General features: G+C 43.1%; 24 protein-coding genes and 1 pseudogene. 6 read left to right on the top strand and 19 right to left on the bottom strand.

Going from position 1 to position 26,360, the window contains the following annotated elements:
• Positions 1-308: 308 nt before the first annotated feature.
• The 10 genes and pseudogenes from ACHBID_RS05515 to malQ form a co-directional block, all read right to left on the bottom strand.
• Entirely contained in the window at positions 309-608 is a 300-nt protein-coding gene (locus ACHBID_RS05515; protein WP_105110247.1) for a hypothetical protein, read from the bottom strand.
• Positions 601-1,242 (bottom strand): ABC transporter ATP-binding protein, encoded by a 642-nt coding sequence (locus ACHBID_RS05520; protein ID WP_105110248.1) that lies wholly within the window; start codon positions 1,240-1,242, stop codon positions 601-603. The genes ACHBID_RS05515 and ACHBID_RS05520 overlap by 8 nt, the downstream gene beginning before the upstream one ends.
• A 1-nt stretch (position 1,243) precedes the next feature.
• Positions 1,244-3,274, bottom strand: coding sequence for a bacteriocin-associated integral membrane family protein (locus ACHBID_RS05525; protein ID WP_105110249.1), 2,031 nt, complete (start codon positions 3,272-3,274; stop codon positions 1,244-1,246).
• A gap of 59 nt (positions 3,275-3,333) precedes the next feature.
• Positions 3,334-3,528: pseudogene (locus tag ACHBID_RS05530) on the bottom strand (lactococcin 972 family bacteriocin); the annotation flags it as partial.
• A gap of 2 nt (positions 3,529-3,530) precedes the next feature.
• Positions 3,531-4,682, bottom strand: coding sequence for a hypothetical protein (locus ACHBID_RS05535; RefSeq protein ID WP_105160477.1), 1,152 nt, complete (start codon positions 4,680-4,682; stop codon positions 3,531-3,533).
• Entirely contained in the window at positions 4,682-5,296 is a 615-nt protein-coding gene (locus ACHBID_RS05540; protein WP_105122411.1) for an ABC transporter ATP-binding protein, read from the bottom strand. The genes ACHBID_RS05535 and ACHBID_RS05540 overlap by 1 nt, the downstream gene beginning before the upstream one ends.
• Before the next feature lie 199 nt (positions 5,297-5,495).
• Positions 5,496-5,654, bottom strand: coding sequence for a hypothetical protein (locus ACHBID_RS05545; protein WP_394731850.1), 159 nt, complete (start codon positions 5,652-5,654; stop codon positions 5,496-5,498).
• A gap of 85 nt (positions 5,655-5,739) precedes the next feature.
• Complete coding sequence (locus ACHBID_RS05550) at positions 5,740-6,651, bottom strand: XRE family transcriptional regulator (protein WP_105160476.1); 912 nt, start codon at positions 6,649-6,651, stop codon at positions 5,740-5,742.
• Positions 6,652-6,664: 13 nt separating this feature from the next.
• Positions 6,665-7,576 (bottom strand): XRE family transcriptional regulator, encoded by a 912-nt coding sequence (locus ACHBID_RS05555; RefSeq protein WP_105160475.1) that lies wholly within the window; start codon positions 7,574-7,576, stop codon positions 6,665-6,667.
• Between the two features lie 102 nt (positions 7,577-7,678).
• On the bottom strand, positions 7,679-9,193 hold the full coding sequence (malQ, locus tag ACHBID_RS05560; protein ID WP_105160474.1) for a 4-alpha-glucanotransferase: 1,515 nt from the start codon (positions 9,191-9,193) through the stop codon (positions 7,679-7,681).
• A 323-nt stretch (positions 9,194-9,516) separates the two neighbouring features.
• Here malQ and ACHBID_RS05565 point away from each other — a divergent pair, with 323 nt between their 5' ends.
• From ACHBID_RS05565 to pulA, 6 genes are all read left to right on the top strand, one after another.
• Positions 9,517-10,773 (top strand): extracellular solute-binding protein, encoded by a 1,257-nt coding sequence (locus tag ACHBID_RS05565; RefSeq protein ID WP_105110255.1) that lies wholly within the window; start codon positions 9,517-9,519, stop codon positions 10,771-10,773.
• A 138-nt stretch (positions 10,774-10,911) separates the two neighbouring features.
• A complete protein-coding gene (locus tag ACHBID_RS05570; protein ID WP_105122414.1) occupies positions 10,912-12,201 on the top strand; it encodes a sugar ABC transporter permease in 1,290 nt (429 codons plus the stop codon).
• 1 nt (position 12,202) lies between these two features.
• Positions 12,203-13,042 (top strand): sugar ABC transporter permease, encoded by an 840-nt coding sequence (locus ACHBID_RS05575; protein WP_105110256.1) that lies wholly within the window; start codon positions 12,203-12,205, stop codon positions 13,040-13,042.
• A 118-nt stretch (positions 13,043-13,160) separates the two neighbouring features.
• A complete protein-coding gene (locus ACHBID_RS05580; protein WP_394731849.1) occupies positions 13,161-13,943 on the top strand; it encodes a hypothetical protein in 783 nt (260 codons plus the stop codon).
• 9 nt (positions 13,944-13,952) lie between these two features.
• Entirely contained in the window at positions 13,953-14,936 is a 984-nt protein-coding gene (locus ACHBID_RS05585; protein ID WP_394731848.1) for a LacI family DNA-binding transcriptional regulator, read from the top strand.
• Between the two features lie 23 nt (positions 14,937-14,959).
• A complete protein-coding gene (gene pulA / locus ACHBID_RS05590; RefSeq protein WP_394731847.1) occupies positions 14,960-17,011 on the top strand; it encodes a type I pullulanase in 2,052 nt (683 codons plus the stop codon).
• Positions 17,012-17,160: 149 nt separating this feature from the next.
• On the opposite strand, the gene nrdI is transcribed toward pulA, so the two are convergent.
• From nrdI to ACHBID_RS05635, 9 genes are all read right to left on the bottom strand, one after another.
• Positions 17,161-17,613 carry a class Ib ribonucleoside-diphosphate reductase assembly flavoprotein NrdI gene (gene nrdI / locus ACHBID_RS05595; protein WP_105160376.1) on the bottom strand — a complete coding sequence of 151 codons (453 nt, stop codon included), beginning with the start codon at positions 17,611-17,613 and terminating at the stop codon, positions 17,161-17,163.
• A 76-nt stretch (positions 17,614-17,689) separates the two neighbouring features.
• Positions 17,690-18,628, bottom strand: a complete 939-nt coding sequence (locus ACHBID_RS05600) for a YitT family protein (RefSeq protein WP_105160377.1) — start codon at positions 18,626-18,628, stop codon at positions 17,690-17,692.
• The gene (gene aspS / locus ACHBID_RS05605) at positions 18,615-20,366 is read right to left on the bottom strand and encodes an aspartate--tRNA ligase (protein ID WP_105160378.1); all 1,752 of its coding nucleotides are present in this window, start codon (positions 20,364-20,366) and stop codon (positions 18,615-18,617) included. Before aspS ends, ACHBID_RS05600 begins: the two co-directional genes overlap by 14 nt.
• A 229-nt stretch (positions 20,367-20,595) precedes the next feature.
• A complete protein-coding gene (locus ACHBID_RS05610) occupies positions 20,596-21,048 on the bottom strand; it encodes a GNAT family N-acetyltransferase (protein ID WP_394731845.1) in 453 nt (150 codons plus the stop codon).
• A 9-nt stretch (positions 21,049-21,057) separates the two neighbouring features.
• A complete protein-coding gene (locus tag ACHBID_RS05615; RefSeq protein WP_394731844.1) occupies positions 21,058-21,969 on the bottom strand; it encodes an aldo/keto reductase family oxidoreductase in 912 nt (303 codons plus the stop codon).
• A gap of 138 nt (positions 21,970-22,107) precedes the next feature.
• Entirely contained in the window at positions 22,108-23,457 is a 1,350-nt protein-coding gene (locus ACHBID_RS05620) for a metallophosphoesterase (protein WP_394731842.1), read from the bottom strand.
• A 73-nt stretch (positions 23,458-23,530) separates the two neighbouring features.
• Positions 23,531-25,066, bottom strand: coding sequence for a flavocytochrome c (locus ACHBID_RS05625; RefSeq protein WP_394731841.1), 1,536 nt, complete (start codon positions 25,064-25,066; stop codon positions 23,531-23,533).
• Between the two features lie 141 nt (positions 25,067-25,207).
• Positions 25,208-25,660 (bottom strand): conjugal transfer protein TraF, encoded by a 453-nt coding sequence (traF, locus tag ACHBID_RS05630; protein WP_105110266.1) that lies wholly within the window; start codon positions 25,658-25,660, stop codon positions 25,208-25,210.
• Positions 25,661-25,937: 277 nt separating this feature from the next.
• Complete coding sequence (locus ACHBID_RS05635) at positions 25,938-26,339, bottom strand: DUF1492 domain-containing protein (protein ID WP_394731840.1); 402 nt, start codon at positions 26,337-26,339, stop codon at positions 25,938-25,940.
• Positions 26,340-26,360 lie beyond the last annotated feature (21 nt).

Below are 26,360 nucleotides of genomic sequence, written 5' to 3' on the forward strand. Positions count from 1 at the left end.
CTATCCCAAAAAATGTTTGGGCTACAAGTCACCGAGAGAATTTCTTATAGGTGGCTAACTCGGAATTGAAATTTGCCTTTGAGATGAAAAAATTACCGACTTATGCGGGAATAGCGATTTTTGTAACAACTTTGCTGATAAACTGGCTTCTCCCAAGCGTCTCCAAGGTCCTGAACAGCCTACTGGCTCTTGCGGTTCTAGCTTGGCTGCTCTACCTGATTTATTAGTGGGTCAGCTACTGGCTCTATGTCCGTAAACAGAAGAAATAAGAACAATCTCCTCTAAGTTCGACCTAGAGGAGATGATTTTTATTTAGAGGCAATATTTTGGAAAAAATCAAATTGGCGGTAGGTCAGATTTTCCGGTAAGGTCAAATCCACATCGTCTTCCACATCTGCCACGGTTAATTCGACATCCAAGGGCAAATCCTTCAGTCTATAACGTCTGATTACGTGCCCCTCTGCACTGACAAAGTCCAGCAAGTAACCATTTACCCGAACTTGATACAACATCAACTTATCCGTTAAATTTTCAATGACCAGCATATCCATCTTTCTACGTCCGATCGTATATTCTGGAACTCTATAGTAGTGAAATTTTTTATCCATGTCCAATCTCCTTCATGTCAATGACCACATCTGCTTTTTCCCAGACAGCAGGGTTATGAGTCGCAATGACAATCACACGGTTGTCATTTTTTAGCCCTGTCAAGAGTTGCATGACCTCTTCTGAATTTTTGGGGTCGAGTGCCGCAGTCGGTTCATCGGCCAAAATCAGTGGTGGATTTTTTAAGATAAGCTTGGCCAAGGCAACCCTCTGGGCTTCACCTCCCGATAAGGTATAAACCTTTTGTTCTAAGTCTAAGTAGCCCAAGTTCACCTGCTCCAAAGCTTCATTTTGTAGTCGCTGCCGCTGCTCTTTTTTGACCTTCTGTCCGACAAATCCCAAGTCTAAATTGTCTCCGATTGATTGATTATCCAGGAGACCAATCGTTTGGAAGAGGTAGCCCATGTGATCTCGAAAGAACTGCTGGGAAGCTAGCTTCGACAAATCTTGACCCTGATAATCAATCCGTCCGCCGTCAGCTTTTTCCAACTTGGCCAGCATATTTAGCAAGGTAGTCTTTCCGCTACCGCTTTTTCCAATTAAAGCATAGACCTTGCCCCTTTCCAACGTCAGATGTAAGTTTGAAAAAATCTCCCGTTCTTCAAATCGCTTTTCCAATCCCTGAATTTCAATCATTTTATTGTCCTTTCAACACTGCTACGTTGGCAGTTTGTTCTTTCTTATCTTGTCTTCCCAGTATGACCAGGGCATTTAAGGTGAGCAAGCCTACAGTCAGACCGCTCATAACCACATCTCCTGTCAACCAAGTTGATACCAGCAAGCCCAGTACAAACACACCAGCTTGGCCTAGGAGGTAAGATCCATGAAGTTCATAGAAGGTCATTCCGGCCAAACGCTTGATAAACAGCTCTCGTCTGAATTGTTCAAAATAGAGCAAACTCATCGCATCAAAAAGCAAAACAGCCGTTGCCAGTGTCAATACTGTACCGATGAGAAGCGAATAAAACTCTGTTCGCTTGGTGTTCAAAACGCTGACAAAGGCCAACCGCTGATTCACCAAATAAGATACCCAGTTATAAACACCCTGCTCTTTCATGACTTCAATAGTCGCCTCATAGCCTACAAACTTCATCCCTAAATCCAGACTAGTACCCCAGAACATATCCGAAACTGGTGTCGCACCTGTTGACTCAGGAGTCAAAACAACAATAATCGGGTCTGTCAGATATTGGGTCTGGCTCCGATCGCCATCATTGTAGAGAAACCGCTCTTGACCACTGTCTGTAAAGGCCAGACTTATCTTGGTAGCGAACATCTGTTGGCTGTTACTTTCTAGGCTTTGTCGGGAAAATGCCTCTAATTCTGTCTGGAACATATTTTGTACTTGCTCAGCTTGTTCTCGCAAGCTAGCTGGTAAAATCAAACCATACTCACCCAGGCTCAGATGATTCATTTCCTCCAAGAAGGCTTGGTCTACCATCACTCCCTGCTCTGTCAGATAGCGAGGAGATACGTAGATGACATTGCCACGAGGATTATAATCCGTCAGGCGATTGCCCTCAGGATCCACCTCGCCACCGAAGGCGTACTGGTCGACATTGCTTTTCACAAAGAGGGCTTCTGTCGTCTCTAGCTGTACTTTCGCAAACTCTCGCCACTTTTTATTCTGCTGGGCCACTTCCTCCTCGGTCATCATAGCAGAGCTGTAACTAAAAACAGATTTGTAATAATCATCTCTCAATGCCCATTCTTCCTGTGCCTGTTCAAGCAAGCGAATTTCCTGATAGCCCTGCAATAGACGGCTAGAGCTAAAACCTACTACCAAAATAGCCAGAAGTTGCCCAACCATCATCATAGCCAACATCCGTTTGAGAGGAAGTTTTCCCTTGAGCAAATCAACCAAGCTATTTTGCCTCAACCCCAGGAAATACACTAGGCTAAGTAGGACAGAAATACTAGCAAGAGCCAATGCATAGAGGAAAAGCCCCAGGAAAAAGACCTGCAAGATGGATAGTAAAAATCCAGCTTGAAGATAGAGAATAAGAGGTCCGATTATAGCCCCCACCGATGTAGCCATCACAATCTGACGAATATCCTCCCATAAAGGTCGAGCCACCACCTGTAAGAAACTTTCACCTGAAATCAGACGAATTCCTGCAAATCGTAAGGTCTTAATCCGATAGATTAAGGTGAGAGCCATGAAGGTCAAGAGAAAGACAAAGAAACTCAGCATGGCTACTTCTGAAACAACTGTGGATAGGAAGATGCTAAAGAGAGAATAGCCATGATGGACCATGCCACTGTAACCCAGTGATTCCAAGCTTTCTTTCAAGACTTGGTTGTCCAAATCTCCTGAAACAATCAGATAAGTACTAACCAAGTCGCTGGTTTCAGCACTTTCCTTGGAGGAAACGGTCAAACCTTCTGGAACCTGTCCGCTACCATAGATGGCGTAGGTAAAACTGGTTTCCCCAGAAGCATTAGGCTCGACAATCCGTCTAGCAATCACACTCTTATGTTCCTCTGCCAAGTCGGTCAAGACCTCTGTCACCTGGTCACGATTGGCTGTCTGTCTATTGGTATCTTTCCCGATGACATCCACTGCCTGATAAGAACCAAACTCTACAAGACTAACCTGACCAGCCAAAGAAATACCCAGGTAAATCGCTACCAATACAGTCGACACTAGAATAAATAAACGTTTCATCATCTCCTCCAAAGAATTGCTTGGAACTACAAGAGTAGTTCCAAGCAAAGTGTACTGTGTTAATAGTTATAATAGAAAGCTGCTTGCTCTCCAAGTTTTGTACTAATCCATGCACGAGAGGTCTGTCCTGCCTGTGCATACCCTTTACTTGAGGCTCCAGTCCATCGACTTACCACTGTTGAACTATGGTAGCGACTACCGTGGTAATAGTTTGAATAGGCACCACCATTTGCTGCTCCGTACGTCCAATCTCCTTCTATATCTTATCTGTTCTTCCCAAAAACACATAGGACAGACCAATAATAAGTCCAGTCCAGACTAGAATAACAGGAATTCCCATGTCCCATCTCAATGTATGGTTTTCAATGCTTTTTTGGAAGACACCTGTTGCAATTTCAAAACTTCTCATATAGGTCGTCGGGAGCAGATGAGCAATTTTGAAGAGGGGATTGAGCAGACTTGGTAGCCAGACCAACGCAAATAAGCTAACTGTGGACAAAAAGAGGGCTGTCATGCGATTCTTAGTCACCAAGCTGATCAGATAGACAAGACTACTAATGAAGACAAGGGAGAGGACTTGTAGAAGCAAGGTCGGCAGGAGGACCGAACTAACCGTCACAAAAGAAAGCGTGAAACTATCCAAACTGTAAGCAAGAGTTGGGTACTGAAGACTTCCAAAACCAAATACCAAACCTGCCACTAAGAAAGACGTGATAGAAACCAAGGCAAATAGCAAAAGAGAAAAAACAAAGCCAACTGCTAATTCCTGCACCATACGTTGTCCTCTAAACAGGGGCAACATCCGATACTTGTCCAATTTCCCAGCATAGGCACCTCCATAAACATTGGTCAAGACAAAGGCGATTCCGACAGGAAGGAGGGCAGGGAAGATGTAGGTAAACAAGGACGGGAGAAATTGAAAGGCTGTATGTGGGAAATGGGTATCCTCAAACGGTAAATCAATCGTAGAAAGAGCCGTATAATACGCAATCTCCCTATCCAAAGCATCCAAAACATCCTTTTCAGGACTATGAGCTTCCAAGGAAGCCTTGGCAGACGACAGATAATCTAGCTGACGGTCATAGACTTGGTCCCATTGACCAGCTGTAAAAGCCTTTAGAAACTCTTCATCCGAGACAATAATTGCTTGCCCATCTTCTATGCTTTTTGAAACATAAAGGTATTCCTCCGATTCTGGATCCAGACTCTCCAAACGAGCCTTATTTTCCTCGATAGCTTGGGCATTGGTCCGTTGATTCTGTCGAATTTGTGCCCCTAGGTTATTGGCTTGTGAGGCCTGATGATTGAGGAATAAGGTTCCCAAACAAGCAAGCAACAATAGCACTAGAGGTACATAGGTCAACTTATTCTTTACTAATTGAGCAAATAGAAATTTCTTATAGGTCATCAGTCTACCTCCTGCATGGTTTCATCGACCAGTTTCAAGGTCACATGGCAATATTCTTCAATGTCCTCTTTATAATGAGAGGTCAAAATAATCATTTTGTCTTCTTGGCAAAGTTGGTGCAAGGCTTTAAAGAACAGTTTTCGACTCGCTTCATCCAAACCATTGGTAATCTCGTCCATCAAGAGATAGGTCGCGTCGCTGACCATATACATGGCAATCAAGACCCGCTGTTTCATCCCCAGTGAATACTGGCGAATAGGTAGGTGGGCATAGTCCTCCATTTCCCAATAGGAAATAACCGCATCAATGTCCACCGAAGACTGCCAAGTTTGTTTGACAAATCGTAAATAGTCCAGACCAGAAAGATTTCCCTCAAACCATTCGCTCGTTTCATAGTAAAACAAGTCCCTATTTGGATGACCAGCTGTGCTAGACCAACTCGACCGACCAGCAAGTGGAGCCAGCAAGCCTGCCACCGTTCTGAAAAATGTTGTCTTTCCAGAACCGTTGGTAGCTACAATGCCGTACAAGTTTCCCTTGCGGAATTGATAGGAAAAATTCGTCAAAACAGGATGCCGTGTCGCAATGGTCATGTTATTAATCTCTAAAGTCATTATCCTCACCTCTCATAAAAAGTGCAGGAGAGATTTTCTCTCCCTTAATTATGTGCCTAGTATAACCTCTTTCTCGAAAAACACCAATGACATTTATGTCATCGTAAAACCCATGATATACAAAAAAAGACCTGAACATTTCGGTCTTTTACGCTGCTATATTTTGTATCAAAACAGAAACAATAGTAAACTCACTGCACTACTCTTCTTTCGCAAAAGGGAAAAATACAATCGCTCCCAGACATCCAACGACCAATTTCCAACTAGCCGCAAGCCACTCAGCATCTAGTATTTTCAAAACAAACATCAGTAAGAAAACACAACTAGCCATAAATAAAACCCATTTTTTCATACCCATTCTTTTCATCTAAGCAAGTTTTAGTATGAGTATAGCCCCTTTCTCGAAAAACACCAATGACATTTATGTCACCGATAAATTATAGTTACAAATATTTTTTCAAATCTTCTTGCCATTGCTTTTCTAACATGGTTACCAAATGTGTATCTTCAATCATATCAGCAAATAGTTTTGCTTTTTGATAGAACCCTTCTGCCAAACTATACTTATTCTCCACAACAAGAGCATGTTTCCAATGCAACATAAGTAAAATAGGTTTCTTTTGAAAATCCTGTGTTTTCTCCATTATTTCTTGAAGACAAGCAATATAAAGGTCAAAAAATTCATAAGACTCCAGCATATCCAAACAAGCCAGACCTGAAAAAATAACATTACTCAGAAGAAATAATTGCTCTGGCTGAACAAGATTGACATGCTTTATTAAACGCGATAAGAACGATTGCAACTTGCCAATTTCTGATAACTGATTTTTCTTGTTTTTTATATGTGCAAATACACTAACGAAATACAGACTAATCAGTTCTAAATCCTTCAACGAAAAGACTTCTTTCTCCTCAAGTTCAGGTAAATACGTTTCTAATAAGGCTACCGCATATTCTGGATGTTGTGTGCGAATAACATCCAAAATCGCCCTTGACGTTTCAACCCACACCGTTTCCTCTGGTGGTAATTGTTCACAATACAGTTCTTCTATTTCATCAAGGTATTGTTCCTTTTTATCCAACACCTCGACCTTATTATATATCGGCTCCCGCAACAACTTATACTTGAGCTCCAGATAGCCTTGTGGCAATTCCTTATAGTCTGGCATTAGGCTATAGGCTGGAATGCCTAAACGCTGGGAAATGTACTCTAACTTTGGAATAGAGGGCTGCGATTGACCACTTTCTATCCGAGCTAATTGCCGTACCGTCAACTCGGATTCATCTCCGCAAAAATCTGGACGGCTCAGCCCCTTTTCTAGCCTCAGTTGCTCGATTTTTTGCCCTAAAAGCATGTCACCCCTCCTCCTACCAATATTTTTTCAAATCCTTCTGCCACTCCTCTGCTAATTTCTGTGCCAGATAGTCATTTCCAATGACCTGAGCAAACGATTTGGCTGACTGGTAGACTTTTTCAGCTTTTTCATAATCTTCCTCTAATTTCAAAGCCGCTTTCCATTCCAGCATAAACAAGAGAGGTTTCTTTTGATAATCTTGCGTCTCTTCCATTATTCCACGAAGACAATCAATATAGATAGGGGCATCGTCATAATATTCTATCAGTTCAAAGCAGGCAAGCCCTGAGATAATCGCATCTCTTAAATAAAAAGTATCTTCTAATCGAACAAATGTCTGACTGTTGGCTAGTTTTTTCATTAAATACGAGATAGATTCAAAGTTGTTTTGAACTCTACTGACTGTATTCTCTCCTATTGTTTGCTGGACAAAAAAGAGCCGAATAAGAATCAAGTCATTGACATCACACACTTTCTTTGCCATAAGAAGTGGTAAGTTTTCTGTCAATAGAGCTACTGCATAATCTGGTTGATTGGTCCGCACCATATCAACCATAGCCTGCATAGCCTCACAGATAAGCTGCTCAGTCTTAGGTAGTTCTTCAAAATAGGTATTATATATGGTTTCGATATACCCATCCTGTTTATCCAACACCTCGACCTTATTATATATCGGCTCCCGCAACAACTTGTACTTGAGTTCCAAATAACCTTGTGGCAATTCCTTATAGTCTGGCATCAGGCTATAGGCTGGAATGCCTAAACGCTGGGCAATGTACTCTAACTTAGGTATAGAAGGCTGCGATTGACCACTTTCTATCCGAGCTAATTGCCGTACCGTCAACTCGGATTCATCTCCACAAAAATCTGGACGGCTCAGTCCCTTTTCTAGCCTCAGTTGCTCGATTTTTTGTCCTAAATCCATACCAGCCCCCCACTGCACCTATTTATCCTTACCTAAACAGTATACCACATCTTGCAAGACTTTACAAAAAACACCAGCCTAAGCTGATGTTCCTGTGGTTTCTTATTCACTAGCTGTTACAAGAACATTCTCACGTCGGTAGGTGACGGTCAAGTCCAGCAAGTTGGCTTCTACTGCTGGTGTCAGCTGGTCTGCTGTCATTCGCCAAGTCCAGTTACCACCGAGGGTGTTTGGTAGGTTCATGCGGGCAGTCCCGTCCAATTCTAGCAAATCTTGCATGGTCACAATCGTCATAAAGGCTGGTGAGCCAAAGAGAAGACGGAAGAGGGCATGGTGGATACTTTCACCTACTGATCGATTGCTGTATTTGTCTAAGAACGCTCTGGATTCTGGGGTTGTTTCCCTTTCGTACCAACCGCTAATTGTATCGTTATCGTGGGTGCCTGTATAGGCAACAACATTATTGCGGTGGTTGTGCGGCATCTCAATGCTGTCACCCTCAGGGTCGAAGGCAAACTGCAAGACTTTCATGCCTGGGAAACCAGTCCAATCGCGTAATTGAATCACCTTATCTGTGACAGAGCCCAAATCTTCCGCGATGATATTCAAATCGCCCAGCTCGCGTTTTATGGTATCGAACAATTCAAAGCCCGGCGCCTCAACACGATAGCCGTTGACAGCCGTTTCTTCGCCCGCAGGAATTTCCCAGAAAGAGGCAAAGCCGATAAAGTGGTCGATGCGGACCATATCGTAGATTTTAAAGGATTCGCGCAAACGAGCAACCCACCAAGTAAAACCATCTGCTTTCATGGCCTCCCAATCGTAAATCGGATTGCCCCAAAGCTGACCGATTTCTGAAAAGGCATCTGGTGGACAACCCGCAACTACGCTCGGTTTCCCTTCTTCGTCCGTCTTAAAGAAATGTGGATTGGCCCACATATCAGCAGAATCTGCCGCGATATAAATGGGCATATCCCCAACAAACTCAATCCCTTTGGCATTGGCGTAAGCCTTCAAAGCCTGCCACTGCTTAAAGAATAAATACTGGGTGATGCGGTGGTAATCGATGCGTTCCACCAAGAGATGACGGTAGTATTCCAAGGTATCATGATAGCGCAAACGTGCCCCCTGATCCTCCCAATCAATCCAGGACTTGTTGTCAAAATGCTCCTTGATAGCCATATATTCTGCAAAAGTATGGATCCAAAAATCATTTTCACCCAAGAAATTCCAATAGTCTTGTGGCAAACCAGCCTCTTTCATACTGGCAACAACCTGCTCCAAAATCGGACGGCGGGCAGTAAAAACTTTGGCATAATCTACTTCTTTTGCACTCTGACCAAAGTCAATACCCTGCACATCTTTCTCTGTCAACCAGCCCTCTTCAATCAGTAGGTCCAAGTCAATAAAGTGCGTATTCCCTGCAAAGGCTGAAAATGATTGATAGGGAGAATCACCGTAACTGGTGGTTCCCAATGGCAAAATCTGCCAGTAACGTTGCTTGGTTCGTACCAAAAAGTCTACAAATTCATAGGCTGATTTCCCCATGGAGCCGATGCCATAGGCACCTGGCAATGATGAAATGTGCATGAGTACTCCACTTTGTCTCACTTTCATATTTTTCTCCTTTATAATGAATGGTTATCTGCGTCAGGGCGCAAACGATTGCTTGCCATCTATTATACTATGTAAACGGTAACAAATCAAGTTCTTTCAAAAATTCCTATGAAAATTTGCTCAATAAATCACCAGCTTCGAACTCTAAAGAGTGATAATAAAAGGCTTTTTCTGTGCTAAATTCATTAGCAGAAAAAAATTTTTAAAAATTTTTATAAAAACGCTTGCAAACGTTTTTATAATGGTGTATAATTAATTCACGTTAGGAAATCGTTTGCACAAGCAAGCGATAACATCAAAACTTTATTCTTGGAGGGAATAATATGAAACTCAATTTGCTCAAGAGCGTTGCTCTTCTCGCTGCATCAACTGCTGTTTTGGCTGCTTGTTCAAATTCAAGCTCGTCAAGCTCATCTGATTCTGCTGAAGCAGGAAAAGAATTGACCATCTACGTTGAAGGTCAGTACGAAAGCTACATTAACGAAGCCAAAGCTGCCTTTGAAGAAGAAAATGGTGTAACCGTTACAGTTAAAACAGGTGATGCCCTCACAGGTCTTGACAACCTTTCATTGGACAACCAATCTGGTTCGGCTCCAGACGTCATGATGGCACCATACGACCGCGTAGGTAGCCTTGGTTCAGAAGGTCAATTGTCTGAGTTGACATTGGCTGACACTAGCAAGACAGACGATACGACTAAAGCACTTGTAAGCAACGGTGGTAAGGTTTACGGATCACCAGCTGTTATCGAGACATTGGTTCTTTACTATAACAAAGACCTCTTGTCAGAAGCTCCAAAAACCTTTGCGGATCTTGAAAAATTGGCAGAAGACAGCAAGTACGCTTTTGAAGGGGAAGATGGTAAAACAACTGCCTTCCTAGCTGACTGGACAAACTTCTACTACACTTACGGTTTGCTTGGCGGTTACGGCGGTTATGTATTTGGTGCTAACGGTACGGATCCAAAAGACATCGGTTTGGCTAACGACGGTGCTATCAAGGCGATTGAATACGCTAAAACTTGGTATGAAAAATGGCCTCAAGGTCTCCAAGACAGTTCAGCTGCTAATAACTTGATCAACACACAATTCACAGACGGTAAGGCAGCAGCAATCATCGAAGGTCCTTGGAAAGCAGCATCTTACAAAGACGCAGGCCTCAATTACGGTGTAGCAACTATCCCAACTCTTGCTGACGGCAAACAGTACACTGCATTCGGTGGTGGTAAAGCTTGGATCGTTCCTTCAGGTTCTAAAAACCCTGAATTGGCACAAAAACTCGTTGATTTCTTGACATCAACTGACCAACAAAAAGCCTTCTACGATGCAACCAACGAAATTCCTGCTAACACAGAAGCTCGTGAATACGCAGTTGGCAAAAACGATGAGTTGACTACAGCGGTTATCAACCAATTCGCATCAGCTCAACCAATGCCAAACATCTCAGAAATGAGCACAGTTTGGGAACCAGCTGCTAACATGCTCTTCGAAGCAGCAAGCGGTGCAAAAGACGCTAAAACAGCTGCAACTGACGCTGTGAAATTGATTGAAGATACAATCGCTCAAAAATACAGCAACTAATCAACCATAGAAGTAGGGCTGGGCAAGCGGCCTAGCCCCACTTTTTTGTTAGAAATAACCAGTAATGGTTGTTTCACAAAAGGACTGAAGCACTCGGTTCTTCTGTCAAATAACCATAACACCTAAGGAGACTATGATATGAAACAAAACCCAACCAAAGCCCTCCTGATGTCCCTCCTTCCTGGACTGGGACAGATTTACAACAAGCAGAAAGCCAAAGGCTACATCTTCCTGGGTGTAACTGCCGCTTTTCTAGTCTACTTCATTGCAATAGCAGGTGGAGAAATTGGAAACTTGATTACCCTTGGTAGCCAACGCGGCCGTGACAACTCCCTCTTCATGTTGATCCGTGGTTCCTTCCACCTCATCATTACAGTTGTCTATCTTGCTTTCTACGCCCTAAACCTAAAGGATGCCCACTCTACAGCCAAACGCTGGAATGCTGGTCTACCAGTAGCGACAAGCCTGCAGGACATGATCAAAGGCATCTATGAGAATGGTTTCCCCTATCTCTTGATTATTCCGTCTTACATTGCCATGACCTTTGCTATCATCTTCCCGGTTGTGGTGACTCTTTTCATCGCCTTTACCAACTACGACTTCCAACACCTGCCACCAGGTGCTCTTCTAGACTGGATTGGCTTTACCAACTTTAGCAATATTTGGAAACTCAGCACCTTCCGTGCCGCCTTCGGTTCTGTCCTTGGTTGGACCATTATCTGGGCTCTGGCAGCATCAACAGCACAGATTGTCATTGGTATCTTTACGGCTATCGTTGCCAACCAGCCATTTATCAAGGGCAAACGCATCTTCGGTGTTATCTTCTTGCTCCCTTGGGCAGTACCTGCCTTTGTGACTATCTTGACCTTCAGTAACATGTTCAACGATAGTGTCGGCGCTATCAACACTCAGGTCTTGCCTTTCCTCAGCAAATTCTTGCCATTTATCGATAATTTCCTGATTCCGTGGAAGACCGATCCGTTTTGGACAAAAGTAGCCCTGATCATGATGCAGGCCTGGCTTGGTTTCCCTTATATCTATGTCTTGACCTTGGGTATTTTGCAATCTATTCCAAACGATTTGTACGAGGCTGCCTACATTGATGGTGCAAGTGCCATTCAAAAATTCCGTAGCATTACCTTGCCAATGATCTTGGCAGTGGCTGCTCCTACTCTGATCAGTCAGTACACCTTCAACTTCAACAACTTCTCGATCATCTATCTCTTTAACAATGGTGGTCCTGGTAGTGTCGGTGGTGGTGCTGGTTCAACCGATATCTTGATTTCTTGGATTTACAAATTGACCACAGGTACAGCTCCACAATACTCAATGGCGGCTGCCGTAACCTTGATTATTTCCATGATTGTCATCAGTATTTCCATGATTGCCTTCAAGAAATTAAATGCTTTTGAAATGGAGGATGTATAAGATGAAAATGTCAGTAAGTTTCAAACGCAAACTAGGGCAAACCCTGACCTATCTCTATCTGATTGCCCTGTCTATTATTATCATCTATCCTCTCTTGATTACCATTATGTCTGCCTTTAAGTCAGGGAACGTGGTAGCCTTCAAGTTAGAACCGATAGCACTTACCTTGGACAATTTCAAGGGACTCTTTACCGAAACTCTCTACGGTACCTGGTACCTCAACACGCTGATTATCGCGGTTTTGACAATGCTTATCCAAACCAGTATAGTGGTACTAGCGGGATACGCTTACAGTCGCTATAATTTCATCGCTCGTAAGCAGAGTTTGGTCTTCTTCCTGATTATTCAAATGGTGCCAACCATGGCCGCTCTGACAGCCTTCTTCGTTATGGCCCTCATGCTCAATGCACTCAACCAAAGCTGGTTCCTCATCTTCCTCTATGTTGGTGGTGGTATCCCGATGAACGCTTGGCTCATGAAAGGCTACTTCGATACAGTGCCAATCTCTCTGGATGAATCTGCAAAACTGGACGGTGCTGGTCACTTCAGACGTTTCTGGCAAATCGTTCTGCCATTGGTACGCCCAATGATTGCCGTACAAGCACTCTGGGCCTTCATGGGACCATTTGGAGATTACATCCTCTCCAAATTCTTGCTTCGTGAAAAAGAATTCTATACTGTTGCCGTTGGTCTGCAAACCTTCATCTCAGATGTGAAAAACCTCAAGGTTGCCTATTTTGCAGCAGGGGCTGTTCTCATCGCCCTCCCAATCAGTATTCTATTCTTCTTCCTACAAAAGAACTTTGTATCTGGTTTAACTAGCGGTGGTGATAAGGGGTAGTACCTTATCCCACCTTTTCCCTTTTTCGGTCATATCCTTTGCCTTGACTTGATCGAGAAACCAAGGCTGTTCAGATACAGACTCAACCATAGACACTTCTTCCTAGAAAGGACACTCCATGCTGCCCTATCCATTTTCTTATTTTTCCAGTATTTTCTCTGCTCGGAAAATGTTTGATAACCGTCGCTTGCTGACTCTCTGGCAGCGTCTCTTTACCACCGTCTTTTTGGTGGCCCTCTTGGTCCTGCCGACTTCCTTACAGACCTTGAGTCTAGAAAGCTATCCTTTGGACAATTTTGTCGAGGGTGTTTATGCACCACTGACAGACCAGGTGGTCGAGGATTTACAGCAACATAGCCAGCTGGAAAACAATCAATTGACCTACACAGGACAGGGCATTTCAGACCAAATCACCTTTGGCAATCAAGTCAGCCAGAGCTCGGATTTTTCCTATCAATTTGGCCAGGACATGCTGACCATTCGCAAGGGCAGCGATACCTTGGCTGAGCTGGGTTACACTGGCATGACCGCCGATGATTTTTCTAGTAAGGAAAAGCTAACCAAGGCCATCTCTAAAAATTGGTACCAGGCAAACAAGGCTTTGATTGGGCTGGGTATCAGCCTGGTATCAAGCTTTATCTTGGCAGCCAATCTACTCTTTATCCTCTTGGGGGCCAGTCTCTTTCTCTATCTGACCAAGAAATCTCGTTTCTTCCACTTTGAAACCTTCAAGGAGTGCTATAACTTCGCCCTGAATTGCCTGGGTGTGCCAAGTCTGATTGCCTGCTTGATTGGACTCTTTGGTCAGCCTGTAACAACTATCTTAACCATTCAAAATATCCTCTTTGTCCTCTGTCTCTTGTGGGTATTTTTCAAAACCAAATTTAGAGATGAGACTTAGGAGGTTCCTATGCGTGCTACCATTAAAGACGTCGCTAAGTTAGCAGGTGTTTCACCATCTACCGTTACCCGCGTCATTCAGAACAGCTCTTCTATTAGTCAAAAAACCAAAGACCTAGTTAGAAAGGCTATGGCGGACCTTAACTACCACCCAAATCTCAATGCTCGTAGTCTGGTTTCCAGCTACACACAAGTGATTGGCTTGATACTTCCCGAAGATTCTGATGTCTTCTACCAAAACCCATTCTTCCCAACAGCCCTACGTGGCATTTCACAGGTGGCTGCTGATCACAATTATGCGATTCAAATTTCTACGGGAAAAAATGAAGAACAGCGATTGGAAGCTATTTCTCAGATGGTCTACGGTCGACGAGTTGATGGTTTAATTTTCCTTTACTCCAAGCCAGATGACCCACTGGTTCAGCTAGCCATTCAGCATAAATTTCCCTTCCTCATTCTCGGTAAGGCAGATTCTCCATTTATCTCCCTAGTCGACAATGACAATATCCAGGCTGGATTTGAAGCGACCAATTATTTTATCAATAAGGGCTACAAGAATATCGCCTTCATTGCTGGTAACAAGGAATTGGTCGTATCCCAAGACCGTTATTCAGGCTATAAAAATGCCCTTAAATCTCACAATATCCCTCTTGACGAAAACAAGGTCAAGTTTGTTTCAGGTTTCCTATTGGAAGACAGTTCCTACAAGATTTCCAAAAAATTACTCAAACAAGATATTGATGCTATCGTCACAACCGATACCATGGTGGCAGAAGGGATTGTCAAATACCTCAACGAAGTCGGTACAAAACTTCCAATCATCTCCTTTGACTCTGTCAAACCAAAATTAGATATTGAAGCCTATGTCGATGTCCATGCTATCAAACTGGGACGCGTGGCCTTCAACACCCTTCACCAAATCATCAGCGACAACAAGGAAGACAAGCAGGTCTGCTACCGCCGCGTCATTCCACATACTATTACTGAACTTTAACTTAGAAAGGAGCCGTTCGGCTCATGGCATTACGACAATTTCAAGCATTTCTAGATGATGTAGCTGCTATTCGCTTGGTTATGGAAAAACGATTTGATACCGAGCACATGAGTTTTTCCCTCGAGTCCGACGATGCCACATCTCAACTTTTCATTCATTCCTGTCTAGAGGTAGAAAACCTGGTTCTCTACTATCTGACCAGCCTACACGCCTTAAATTTGGACAAGGACTATTGTATTTATGACCAAGACCGCAATAAAACGGAGCTAGGCTATGGTCATATTGTCCGCTCTGCTATTTTCGAACAAAACTATACCTATGATGGCAGTGATTTGGGGGCAACTTATAGCCCTCAGTCCACAAGCTTCAAACTCTGGGCACCTATCTCCAAGCAGGTATTTTTAGTCCTTGAAGGGACACCATATACTATGAAAAAGGGTTCAAAAGGTGTCTGGCAGGTCACAGTAGAGGGTGATTTGGACAGTCAAAGCTACCACTATCTCCACAAAGTCAATGGCGAGTGGATTTCTGTTCATGACCCCTATGCCCTTTCATCCAAGGCAAACTCAGGCGATAGCTATATCATCAACCCAAATAAACTTCATAAGGTTCGTCGCGCCAAGACCCAACGACCGATTTCTCAAGCTATTGTCTATGAAATGAGTGTCCGCGACTTCTCTTGGCAGACAGAAGCTGGCTTCAAACACCGTAGTCAATTCCTCGGTCTGACCGAATCACCTGTCTTGGACTGTATGAAACTGGGAATGGACTATATCAAAAATCTGGGCGTTACCCATATTCAGCTTCTTCCTGTTTATGATTTTGGAAGTGTAGATGAAAATAAACCCCAAGCTGTTTATAACTGGGGCTACGACCCTATGCAGTACAACCTGCCAGAAGGCTCCTTCTCCAGCCTACCAGATGATCCCTATGCTCGCATTCTAGAACTCCAAGAGGCCATTCAAGCCTATCACGATGCCGATATTTCCGTCAATATGGACGTTGTGTACAACCATGTTTATCATGCCGAGAAATACGCATTTGAGCTGATTGTCCCTGGTTATTTCTACCGTTACAACGAGCATGGTATGCGGACAGATGGTACTTTCTGTGGCAACGATGTCGCTAGCGAACGCAGCATGGTCCGCAACTACATCAAGCAATCCCTCCGCCAATGGACCAGTATCTATGGTTTTGATGGCTTCCGTTTCGACTTGATGGGCATTTTGGACAGCCAAACCATCAACCAAGTCCAAGAAGAATTGTTAGCCATTCATCCAAATATCTATCTCTATGGCGAAGGGTGGAAGATGGCAACTGGTCTAGACTATGAAAAACTGGCCCACCAGTACAATGCAGACCAGCTCCCAGAAGTGAGTTTCTTCAACGATGACTATCGTGATACCTTTAAGAAACTATTGCTCAACCCTACCCGTCTAGTTGACAAACAACTACACGAAAAAGTGCAACACCTCCTGACGGGAAGCCGCTACAGCCACTTCATCACACCGCAACAGTCACTGAACTACATCGAGTGTCATGACAATGCGACTGCCTTTGACTACTTCCATATTGAACATCCAGACTGGACACCTCAGCAACAAAAACGAGCTGCTAGCTTTGGTCTACAATTGGTCCTCATTTCTCAAGGGATGGCCTTTATCCATAGCGGACAAGAATTCTTCCGTACCAAAGATGAGATTGATAATAGCTACAATATTCCGGATAGAATCAATCGCCTAGATTGGACACGGGCAATTCGTTATAAGGAACATATTCAATTTATTCAAGAGTTAATTGCCTTCCGGAAGGACAATCCAGTCCTTTGTCAGGATAGCTATGAAACTATCCGAGAAAGCTGTCATTTCTGCTGGCTGACTGAATATGTCCTCCGCTATCAAGTCACAAATGGCGACAAAACTATCCAATTCATTATCAATTTTGCAGATAGCGATTTTGTTTTTGAAAATGAAGAAGAACGAACCATTCGTTTCAGCTTCCCACCAGTTGACGATAAAAAAGCCCAGCAAATCACCCTTGCTGGACAAAGCATTTGTATTTTGGAAACTAAATAGGACTTTAGACCGATGACTGAACTGCCCCCCTAGAGTATACTATAGTCAATCCTAAATATTTTTCATATCTCCTTAGAACTCATCAGCTTATGCTGGTGAGTTTTTTTGCATGATAGAAAGCAACCCAGTTCTTGACTGGGTTGTTCATCTTACATTAAGTCTATGATTTTCCGACCAATTCTCTCAATATCATTCTGCATACCTCGAAGTTCAAAGGTATCAATAACAGGGAATCCAAAGCGCTCAGAATACTGCTTGGCAGTCAGACAATACTGGTTGTTGAAATTGCGATTGCCTGAACCAACCACACCAAGACAGAGCTCTGCATTGTCCCCAAAAGCGATAAAATCCCCCAGAGGATTGGTCAAAATCTCCACATCTCCGTTATCGACTCCATTTCCGCCCTCCAGATAAGTAGGAAGAAAGGCGACAAAAGGAGCATCCAGCTGGTAAAAGGGAATGTCCTGCTTGACCAAATCTTTGATATGAACTAGCTCAATCTCCCAGTCAGTTTGAAATTGGAAAAAAGACTTTAGACGTTTCACAAAACTCTCTGTATTGCCACTCAGGCTAATATAAACTAGGTAAACGGTTGGTTTCATAAGTCTCCTCTCCGAAGAAAAACACTACATATAGAATACAAATACTATTGTACTCCTATATGTAGTTTTTTGTCAATTAGTCACTTTCCACAAACCGACCAATTATATTGACATTATCCGCTACGGATACAAAAGCCTGAGAATCTGCCTTTTTCATAATTTGCTTAAATTCACTAAACTCAGCACGAGTGATTATGACAATTAGAACAGTCTTTTGCTCATGATTGTAGGCACCCTCCGCACCATTGATGATGGTCACTCCACGATTGAGTTTCTTGTGAATTTGTTTGATAACCCGCTCAGGCTGATTTGTAATAATCATAGCCTGCATTCGCTTCTGCTTGACAAAAATAGCATCTGTCATACGACTGGAAATGAACAGAGCCACCATCGAATAGAGAGCGTATTTCCAACCAAATGTCATCCCCGCAATCAGCATAATCAGGATATTGACAATCAAAGAAATGGAGCCAACTTGTCGTCCCGTCTTCTTGCGAATAATAATAGAGACAATATCAGTACCACCACTGGATACATTGTTCCTAAGCGCAAATCCAATTCCAGTTCCCAGCATGAGACCACCAAAAATAGCATTTACTAATGGATCCGTCGTCAGGGTAACTGGCGGCATAAATTGGATAAAGAAAGAACTGAAGGATACCGTAATAAAGGTAAAGATAGTAAATTTATAACCAATTTTATACCAAGCTAAGATAAGCAAGGGAATGTTCAGGCCGTAGTAAACCACCGCAATCGATACATTCCAACCAGCGTAAGAAGCTACCAGAGCAGAAACAATCTGTGCAAGACCAGTAACTCCAGACGAATAGACATTCCCTGGTCGAAAGAAAAAATTCACCGCAATACTAGATAGGAGTCCATAAATAATGGACCCCGATATCCGTTCTGCATATTTTTCTCGAGAAATCCCCGAAATAACTGACCAAAATTTATTCTTTCTGGCCTTTCTTAAGAAAAGAACACGCTGTTTTCTGAAAAATTTATTCATTTTCAAGTGTAATATCTAAAGCCAATTCCTCTAATTGAGCTGATGCAACCGTACTTGGTGCCTGTGTCATCGGATCAGATGCCTTGTTATTCTTCGGAAAGGCAATTACTTCACGGATATTGTCCTCACCTGCCAAGAGCATGACAAAACGGTCCAAACCGATAGCCAAGCCACCGTGTGGTGGGAAACCGTAGTCCATAGCTTCGAGCAAGAAACCAAACTGCTCATGGGCATCCTCAGCTGAGAAACCAAGAGCCTTGAACATCCGTTCTTGCATGTCTTTTTGGTTGATACGAAGGCTACCGCCGCCCAACTCATAACCATTCAAGACAATATCGTAGGCAACTGCACGCACCTGTGCCAAATCACCATCCAAATGATGAGCCGTTTCTTCTGTAGGCAAGGTGAATGGGTGGTGGGCACTCATGTAGCGACCTTCTTCTTCAGACCACTCAAACATTGGCCAATCCACAATCCAGAGGAAGTTGAACTTGCTTTCGTCAATCAATCCCTGCTCTTTAGCCAAGCGATTACGTAAGGCACCCAAGGTATTGTTGGCAACTTCCAATTTATCTGCCACAAAGAGAACTAGGTCCTTGTCTTCAAGTTGTAAACTTGCTGTCAAGTTTGCTGTAATGTCTGTCAAGAACTTAGCAACTGGGCCAGCTAGTTCTCCCTGGTCAACCTTGACCCAAGCTAATCCCTTGGCACCAAATTGTTTGGCGTACTCTGTTAATTTATCAATGTCTTTACGTGAGTAGCTATCCGCCACACCCTTAACCACAATGGCTTTGACAACTGGTGCTTCTGAGAAGACTTTGAAGTCAACTTCCTTGACAACCTCTGTCAAGTCTTGCAAAAGCATCTCAAAACGAGTATCTGGTTTGTCAGAACCATAGAAGTTCATCGCATGGTCATAGGACATACGTGGGAAGGGCAAGGTCACATCGATTCCTTTGGTATCTTTCAAGACCTTGGCAATCAAACCCTCTACTACGTCTTGGATCTCAACTTCATTCAAGAATGAGGTTTCCAAATCCACCTGTGTAAACTCAGGTTGACGGTCCCCACGCAAGTCCTCATCACGGAAACACTTAACGATTTGATAGTAGCGGTCAAAACCTGCATTCATCAAGAGCTGCTTAGTAATCTGCGGACTTTGCGGAAGGGCATAGAAATGACCTTTTGATACACGAGATGGCACCAAGTAGTCACGCGCACCTTCTGGCGTTGACTTGGTCAACATTGGTGTTTCCACATCGATAAATTCAAGCTCGTCTAGGTAGTTACGAATGCTGTGGGTTACGGCTGCACGCAATTTGAAGTTGTTGAGCATTTCTGGACGACGAAGATCCAAATAACGGTAACGAAGGCGGGTATCATCACTAGCTTCAATCCCGTCCTTGATTTCAAATGGAGTCGTCTTGGCCGTGTTCAACACTGTCAAACCGGATACTTGTAGTTCAACAGCTCCTGTTGGGATATTGTCATTAGCTTGCTCACGCTCCACAACTGTTCCTGTCACCTCAATAACAAATTCAGAGCGAAGTCCCTCTGCTTTTGCCATCAATTCCGCATCAACTGACTCAGGGTTAATCACCAATTGCATAATGCCTTCACGGTCACGCAAGTCAATGAAAATCAGGCCACCTAAGTCACGACGGCGACCAACCCAACCTTTCAAAGTAATTTCCTGTCCGACATGTTCCTTACGAACACGTCCAGCGTACATAGAACGTTTCATTTTCTTCCTCTTTTACTGATTTTATACCTATTCATTCTACCATAAAATGGCTGATTTTTGGGGGAAATTGCCGAGAAAAATCCAAGAACCTGCATTCACCGTCCAGCACACCTATCTTAGGCTTTTTATTCAGCTACTCAGCCTTAGTTTTTCAAGATCTAGTCAGTATTCCTTCAAAAACTATCTCTTATATAACTTTACTCGTGGGTACAGGCTAAAAAAACCAGCCTTAAACGACTGGTTTAGTATAAAACATATCTAAATGAGGAATATCGTCCTCTAGATAGACTTCTGAAACTGGCTCAAAACCTAGCGAACTATAGAACTTTTCTAAATGGGCTTGGGCACCGATTTTAATCTGACTTTCTTTCCATTCGTTTGTAATAAAGTGAATTGCCTGCTCCATCATTGGTCGACCTAAACCTTTGCCACGATGACTTGACTTGATGACCACACGACCGATGGAAACTTCATCATAACTTAGACCAGCTGGTAAAATACGCAGATATGCAACTAACTCTCCATTGATGGTTCCTAAGAGATGAAGACAATTTGGATCTTTTCCATCTACTTCAGGATAGGGACAGGCTTGTTCAACAACAAAGACATTGGTTCTCAGCGTCAATATAGTGTAAAGCTCCTGTAAACTTAGTTGGTCAAATGCTTTTATTTCCCACTGCATAGTTGCCTCCTACGGCAAAATATTGCCTGCACTTCTATATATTTCGTACCATTCTGGTCGAGTCAAGGTAATCTGACTAGCTTGTGCAATCTTGGTCAAACGTTCTGGATTCATGGACCCAACAATGGTTTGAATCTTTGCTGGATGACGCAAAATCCAAGCTACGACAATTGTTTCATGTGAAACATTGTATCGCTCTGCTATTTCCTCAAGGGTGCGATTGAGCTCTGTATAGTCTGGATGGTTAGCAAAAATCCCCTTTTGTAAGTCAATCAAGAAGGGTGACCAAGCCTGAATGGTGACTTTTTTGAGCTGGCAATAATCAATCAGTCCACCATCCCGCATCGTAGCCACATCATCTTTCATATTGACATGGAGACCCGCATCAATCAGAGGCGTATGGGCAGGCGACAACTGGAGTTGATTCACAGCCAAGGGCTTATCCAAATAGGACTGGAGCAGTTCCATCTGGTAAATATTCTGGTTGCTGACGCCAAAATGGCGAACCTTACCGGCTTTTTCTAGCAAATAGAAGGCCTCAGCTACCTCCTCTGCCTCCATGAGGGCATCTGGACGGTGGAGGGCCAAAACATCAAGATATTCTGTATCCAGGCGCTTGAGAATACCGTCCACAGACTCCAAGATGTAGTCTTTAGAAAAATCAAAATACCCCTTACGAATGCCGCATTTGGACTGGAGAATGATGTCCTCGCGCCTGATACCCAGCTCCTTCATGGCAGATGCAAAGCGGATTTCCGATTGACCGCCACCATAAATATCGGCGTGATCGAAAAAGTTTATTCTCTCTTCCAGACTGGTCTCTAAGACCCGACTAGCTTCCTGATCTGACAGGGCTACCATGCGCATACAGCCCAAAGCAATCCGTGATACCTGTAAACCTGTTTGTCCTAATTCTTGCATTGGATACTCCTTTTGAAAACGTTTTTTCTATTCCCATTATAGCACAAAAGCCGACAAATGCCGGGTTTTGCAAATCTATGAGCAAGTTTTGCACAAACTGTGGAAAACTTGTGTAAAAATGACATTTTCTGTGGAAAACTAGGGTTTCATTTCCATAAAAACCTTCTCCACATCCCTTTCTTGACTTCGTAAAAAGATATGTTCGGCATAATCATAAAGGAAACTCTTAGGATTGACCTTGCTTAACTCCTTATAAGCCTGGCTAGGATAAACATCCTTTGCCAACCAATTCTGGTCAATCTTCTCACCAGAAAAGTAAGCGCGATTGACTGGTACCATAAACCGAGAAATGCTCTCCGCAACCTCCGTAGAGTACCAACCCTCATCATGCATCATCCGGTGGACCATAATGTCGCTACTATTGTCAAAAACAGACTGCATATGAGCTGTTAATTCACGCAAATCTGGATTTGTAGGCTGAGCTTTTTTTGCCCAAAAAGCCGTATCCAATTGCCCTTTTTGATAATCTAAGCCAGACTTATCCACAGTCACCTGACCTATTACAGCAGGATAGACTGAGAAGGCTCCGTTCACCACCTCAGTATAAGTGGTCTTTCCAAGGTCTTCTGAAACAATGTTCTGGGCATGCGTATGGCCAGAAAAACCAAATTGAACCCCATAGCGATCCAATAGCCGCTTGACATCTATCGTATTATCCAGAGTATAGCCTTTGGACAGCATGTGGTGCTGCCGAAGGACATTGTGGTGAACAACTGGAAGGGCCTGCACACCAGCCTCTTCAGCCGCCTGCAACTGTTCCTCCATCCAGTCTAGCGTCTCCTTCTTAATCCGACCATTGGTCTTTGGACCTCCTTTTCCCATCCCATCGCTGTAGATATTGGAATCCAGCATGATAAACCACAGATTAGAAGAAACCTTGCTCAAATAACTAAGAGAATGGGCATCGCGATTGGCCGCTTGATTATAACCAAAATCTACAAAAATCTCCGCAAAATCCTTATGGGAAACCTGAGCAACCACTTCCTGCTGGTCTCCCTTAAAGGCGCGCGCCCAGCCACTGGCTATATCATGATTTCCGGGAATCACCTGCACCTGGGTACCAGCTTTCTCCATCTTCCCAAAATACCCCGCCAACTCCAGCATGCTCTGCTTTTCACCATTGAGGGTCAAATCTCCACTGACCAGCAAATGCTTGGGCTTATCCCGTTTGACCTGCTCCAAAAGAGCATCCATCCGCTCTTTTCCATAGCGGAGCTCCTTACCAGCAGCCGTCTTTTCGATATAGGAGAAAGCCTCTCCTGAATCAAATAAAGTTGGTGACAGATAATGGAGATCACTGATAATCCAAATTTGATCCTCCTTGGTCAAGGTAACGCTTGGATAGGCAGCGACCGATTGATGAACAGAAAGGCGCCAAACCAAAATCAGGCTAATTAATAAAACAATTGGAATAACTTTTTTCTTCATAACTCCAGTATATCATTGATAAAAGTAGACAACAAGAAAAGGCTCCGAAGAACCCTTTCCGTTATATCATTGATTATTTTTTCGCAAATTCAGCAGCTTTTGTACCTGCTTGGCGACCGAAGACTACGATGTCCGCAACGGCATTACCACCCATACGGTTGTTACCGTGTACGCCACCAGTAACCTCACCTGCCGCATAAAGACCAGGAATTGCTGAACCATCTTCCTTCAATACTTCTGTATTGGTATTGATTTTAAGACCGCCCATTGTATGGTGGATCCCTGGTGCAATCTTAATCGCATAGAATGGACCTTTGGCAATATCACGGTCCATAGCTGTTTTACGACCAAATTCTGTATCGTCTTTGGCGGCCACATAGCCATTCCATTTTTCAATAGTTGCTTTCAAGTTTTCAGCTGGAATACCGATTTCTTTTGCCAAATCTTCGATTGTGTCAGCCTTAACTGTCATACCACGCTCTTCATAAGTATCGATTGATTTAGAATGCTCACGAAGATCTTGTCCAAAGACGATGAAGGCGTGTTTTTCTGGCAAAGCATTGATAGCTGCAGAAACGTTATCACGTGTTTCCATTTCATTGTAGAAACGGTTTCCTTCCTTGTTGACAAGGATCGCACCTTCCCCACGGATTGCTTCCGATACAAGGAATGGATCCTGACCTTCTTCTTGGTATACAGTTGGGTGAATTTGGATTTGGTCCATTTGGACAGTTGCTGCACCCAATTTTTGAGCGAGGGCAATACCGTCACCAGTTGCACCTTCATGGTTGGTTGTTACATAACCGTCCAATTCAGGTTTTTCCTTGGTGATCATGTCCATATTAGCACCAAAACCACCAGCCGCATCGACAACAGCCTTAGCAGCAATTGTTTTTTCTTCGCCAGCAACTTTCACTTTGACACCTGAAACCGCGCCATCTTTTTCAGTGATTTCAGTCACATCCGCATTGACAAAGATTGGAATCTCATTTTCCATCAAGTTATTGTAAAGACCATTGACAAGGTAGCCACCAACTGCTGAACCATCCGCTGGACGGTGGATACGAGGTTGAGAGAAACCACCAGAGAAGGTAACGTCACTAAGTGTGATACCAATGCTATCCAACCAATCAATAGCTTCTGCTGAATTATCTACCATGTAACGCAGCAATTCAGGGTTGTTTGTTCCCTTACCACCTTTAAGACTTTCTTCGTAGAAGAGGTCGTTGGTATCAGGAATATTTTGCTCCTTTTGGAACTTAGTTTCTGAGGCATTCATACCACCAGATGACTTAGACGTGTTCCCGCCGATAATTGGCATTTTTTCAAGAACGGTAACTGTCGCACCTGCTTGTTTAGCAGCGATTGCTGATGCCATACCTGCACCACCGGAACCAACTACGACAACATCATAGCTGTCTTTCAATTCGGATGGGTCCGTGTATTCACGTTGTGACGCACCTGAAACAGCTTCTTCTTTTGAAGATGATTCTGTTGTGATTGAAGAAGAGGTAGATGTAACTGTTTTCTCAGCCTTACCACCACATGCGACTAAAAATAGAACTGCAACTAGGCTAAAAAGCAAACCTAACCAAGTTTTCTTTTTCATAAACTCCTCCGATTTGTTATGATATTCACATTATACCATTTTGTTTAATTTATTTCAATATATATTCTAAAGGAACAAATGAAATTGTGCAGTAAAACCAAAAATGCACAAGCTATTGCCAGTGCATTCTTATTACTTGTCTTATTTGTCGAATTGTGCAAAAAATTGCTCAATTTCTTCTATTGTAGCCTGACTACCTTTTTGAAGTATGGAAACTGCTTTTCCTCCTTCAATATATAACAAGCTTGGAACCGTTTCGATACCACTTGCCTTTAGAAACTGCTCTAATTGACCAGTTGGATCTTCTTCACTATCCAAATAATAGACAGTTTGTTGTGTTTGTTCAACTGTTTGACTCAATTTGGGAACAAAGGCTCTACAATATTGACAAGATTCCCGACCAACATACAAGAAAAATGAATCCTTGTTTGCTAATTTATTCTCTACTTGGTCAATACTTAGTTCTTGATAAGACTTAACAGCTTCCGCATATTCAGACGCAGCATTAACAGGTTGACTCGTTGACTTGACAAAGTAAATGATTGATGTCAGACCGAGAATGACTAGTACAATGCCAATGAATTTTCGTACCATTTTTCCTCCTAATTGATATGGAAAAAGCCCAGAATAGGGCTTTTAACTTTGAACAAATCTTAGAGCATTTTGTTATCTGACAATGTTTCAGTACCTACAAACAAAGCCTGTTTTGATTAGATTTTACCTTAATTCTATCAAAATTTCAAACACTTGGACAAGTAGGGGAAACATAAAGGGTAACTAAAAAGGGAATTAAAAAGATGAGTTCAGTAAGCAAGAATCAGCGTATCAATTCGATACGCTTTTTTGATTGCTGACGAATGTATTATACAATTCATTGAGTATATTTGTCATCCTTTATAGCCCCGTCACGATAACAATTAGCGAATTCTTCCAAAGCTTCATTCTTGGCCAAGTAGTAAGTAGATGACTTAATGGCAAGTCGTTGTGCCTGCTCTGCTGATCGTAACTTTTCGGGTGATATATAACTCATGATGAGTACAGCTCGATGTCGTGGTTTAGCTATTGCATTGACTGCCTTTATAATCTCATTCACTTCTTCAGGGGCTTCGCGTTGCCAATCGTGTTTTCTGTCTTTGTAATCCTCTGGATCAAATTCTAATGACGGTATCAGCCAATTGTCAAAGCTTTCTGTCGGTTCATGAAATAGATTTGAAACCCTGCACCACCTATGAAACTCCTCCAGTTTTCTCTTTGCTAGCTGTTTTAAATCCATTTACACCCGCCCTCCATCATG

The sequence above is a fragment of the Streptococcus sp. A25 genome (assembly GCF_043674095.1).
Taxonomy (GTDB): Bacteria; Bacillota; Bacilli; order Lactobacillales; family Streptococcaceae; genus Streptococcus; species Streptococcus suis_V.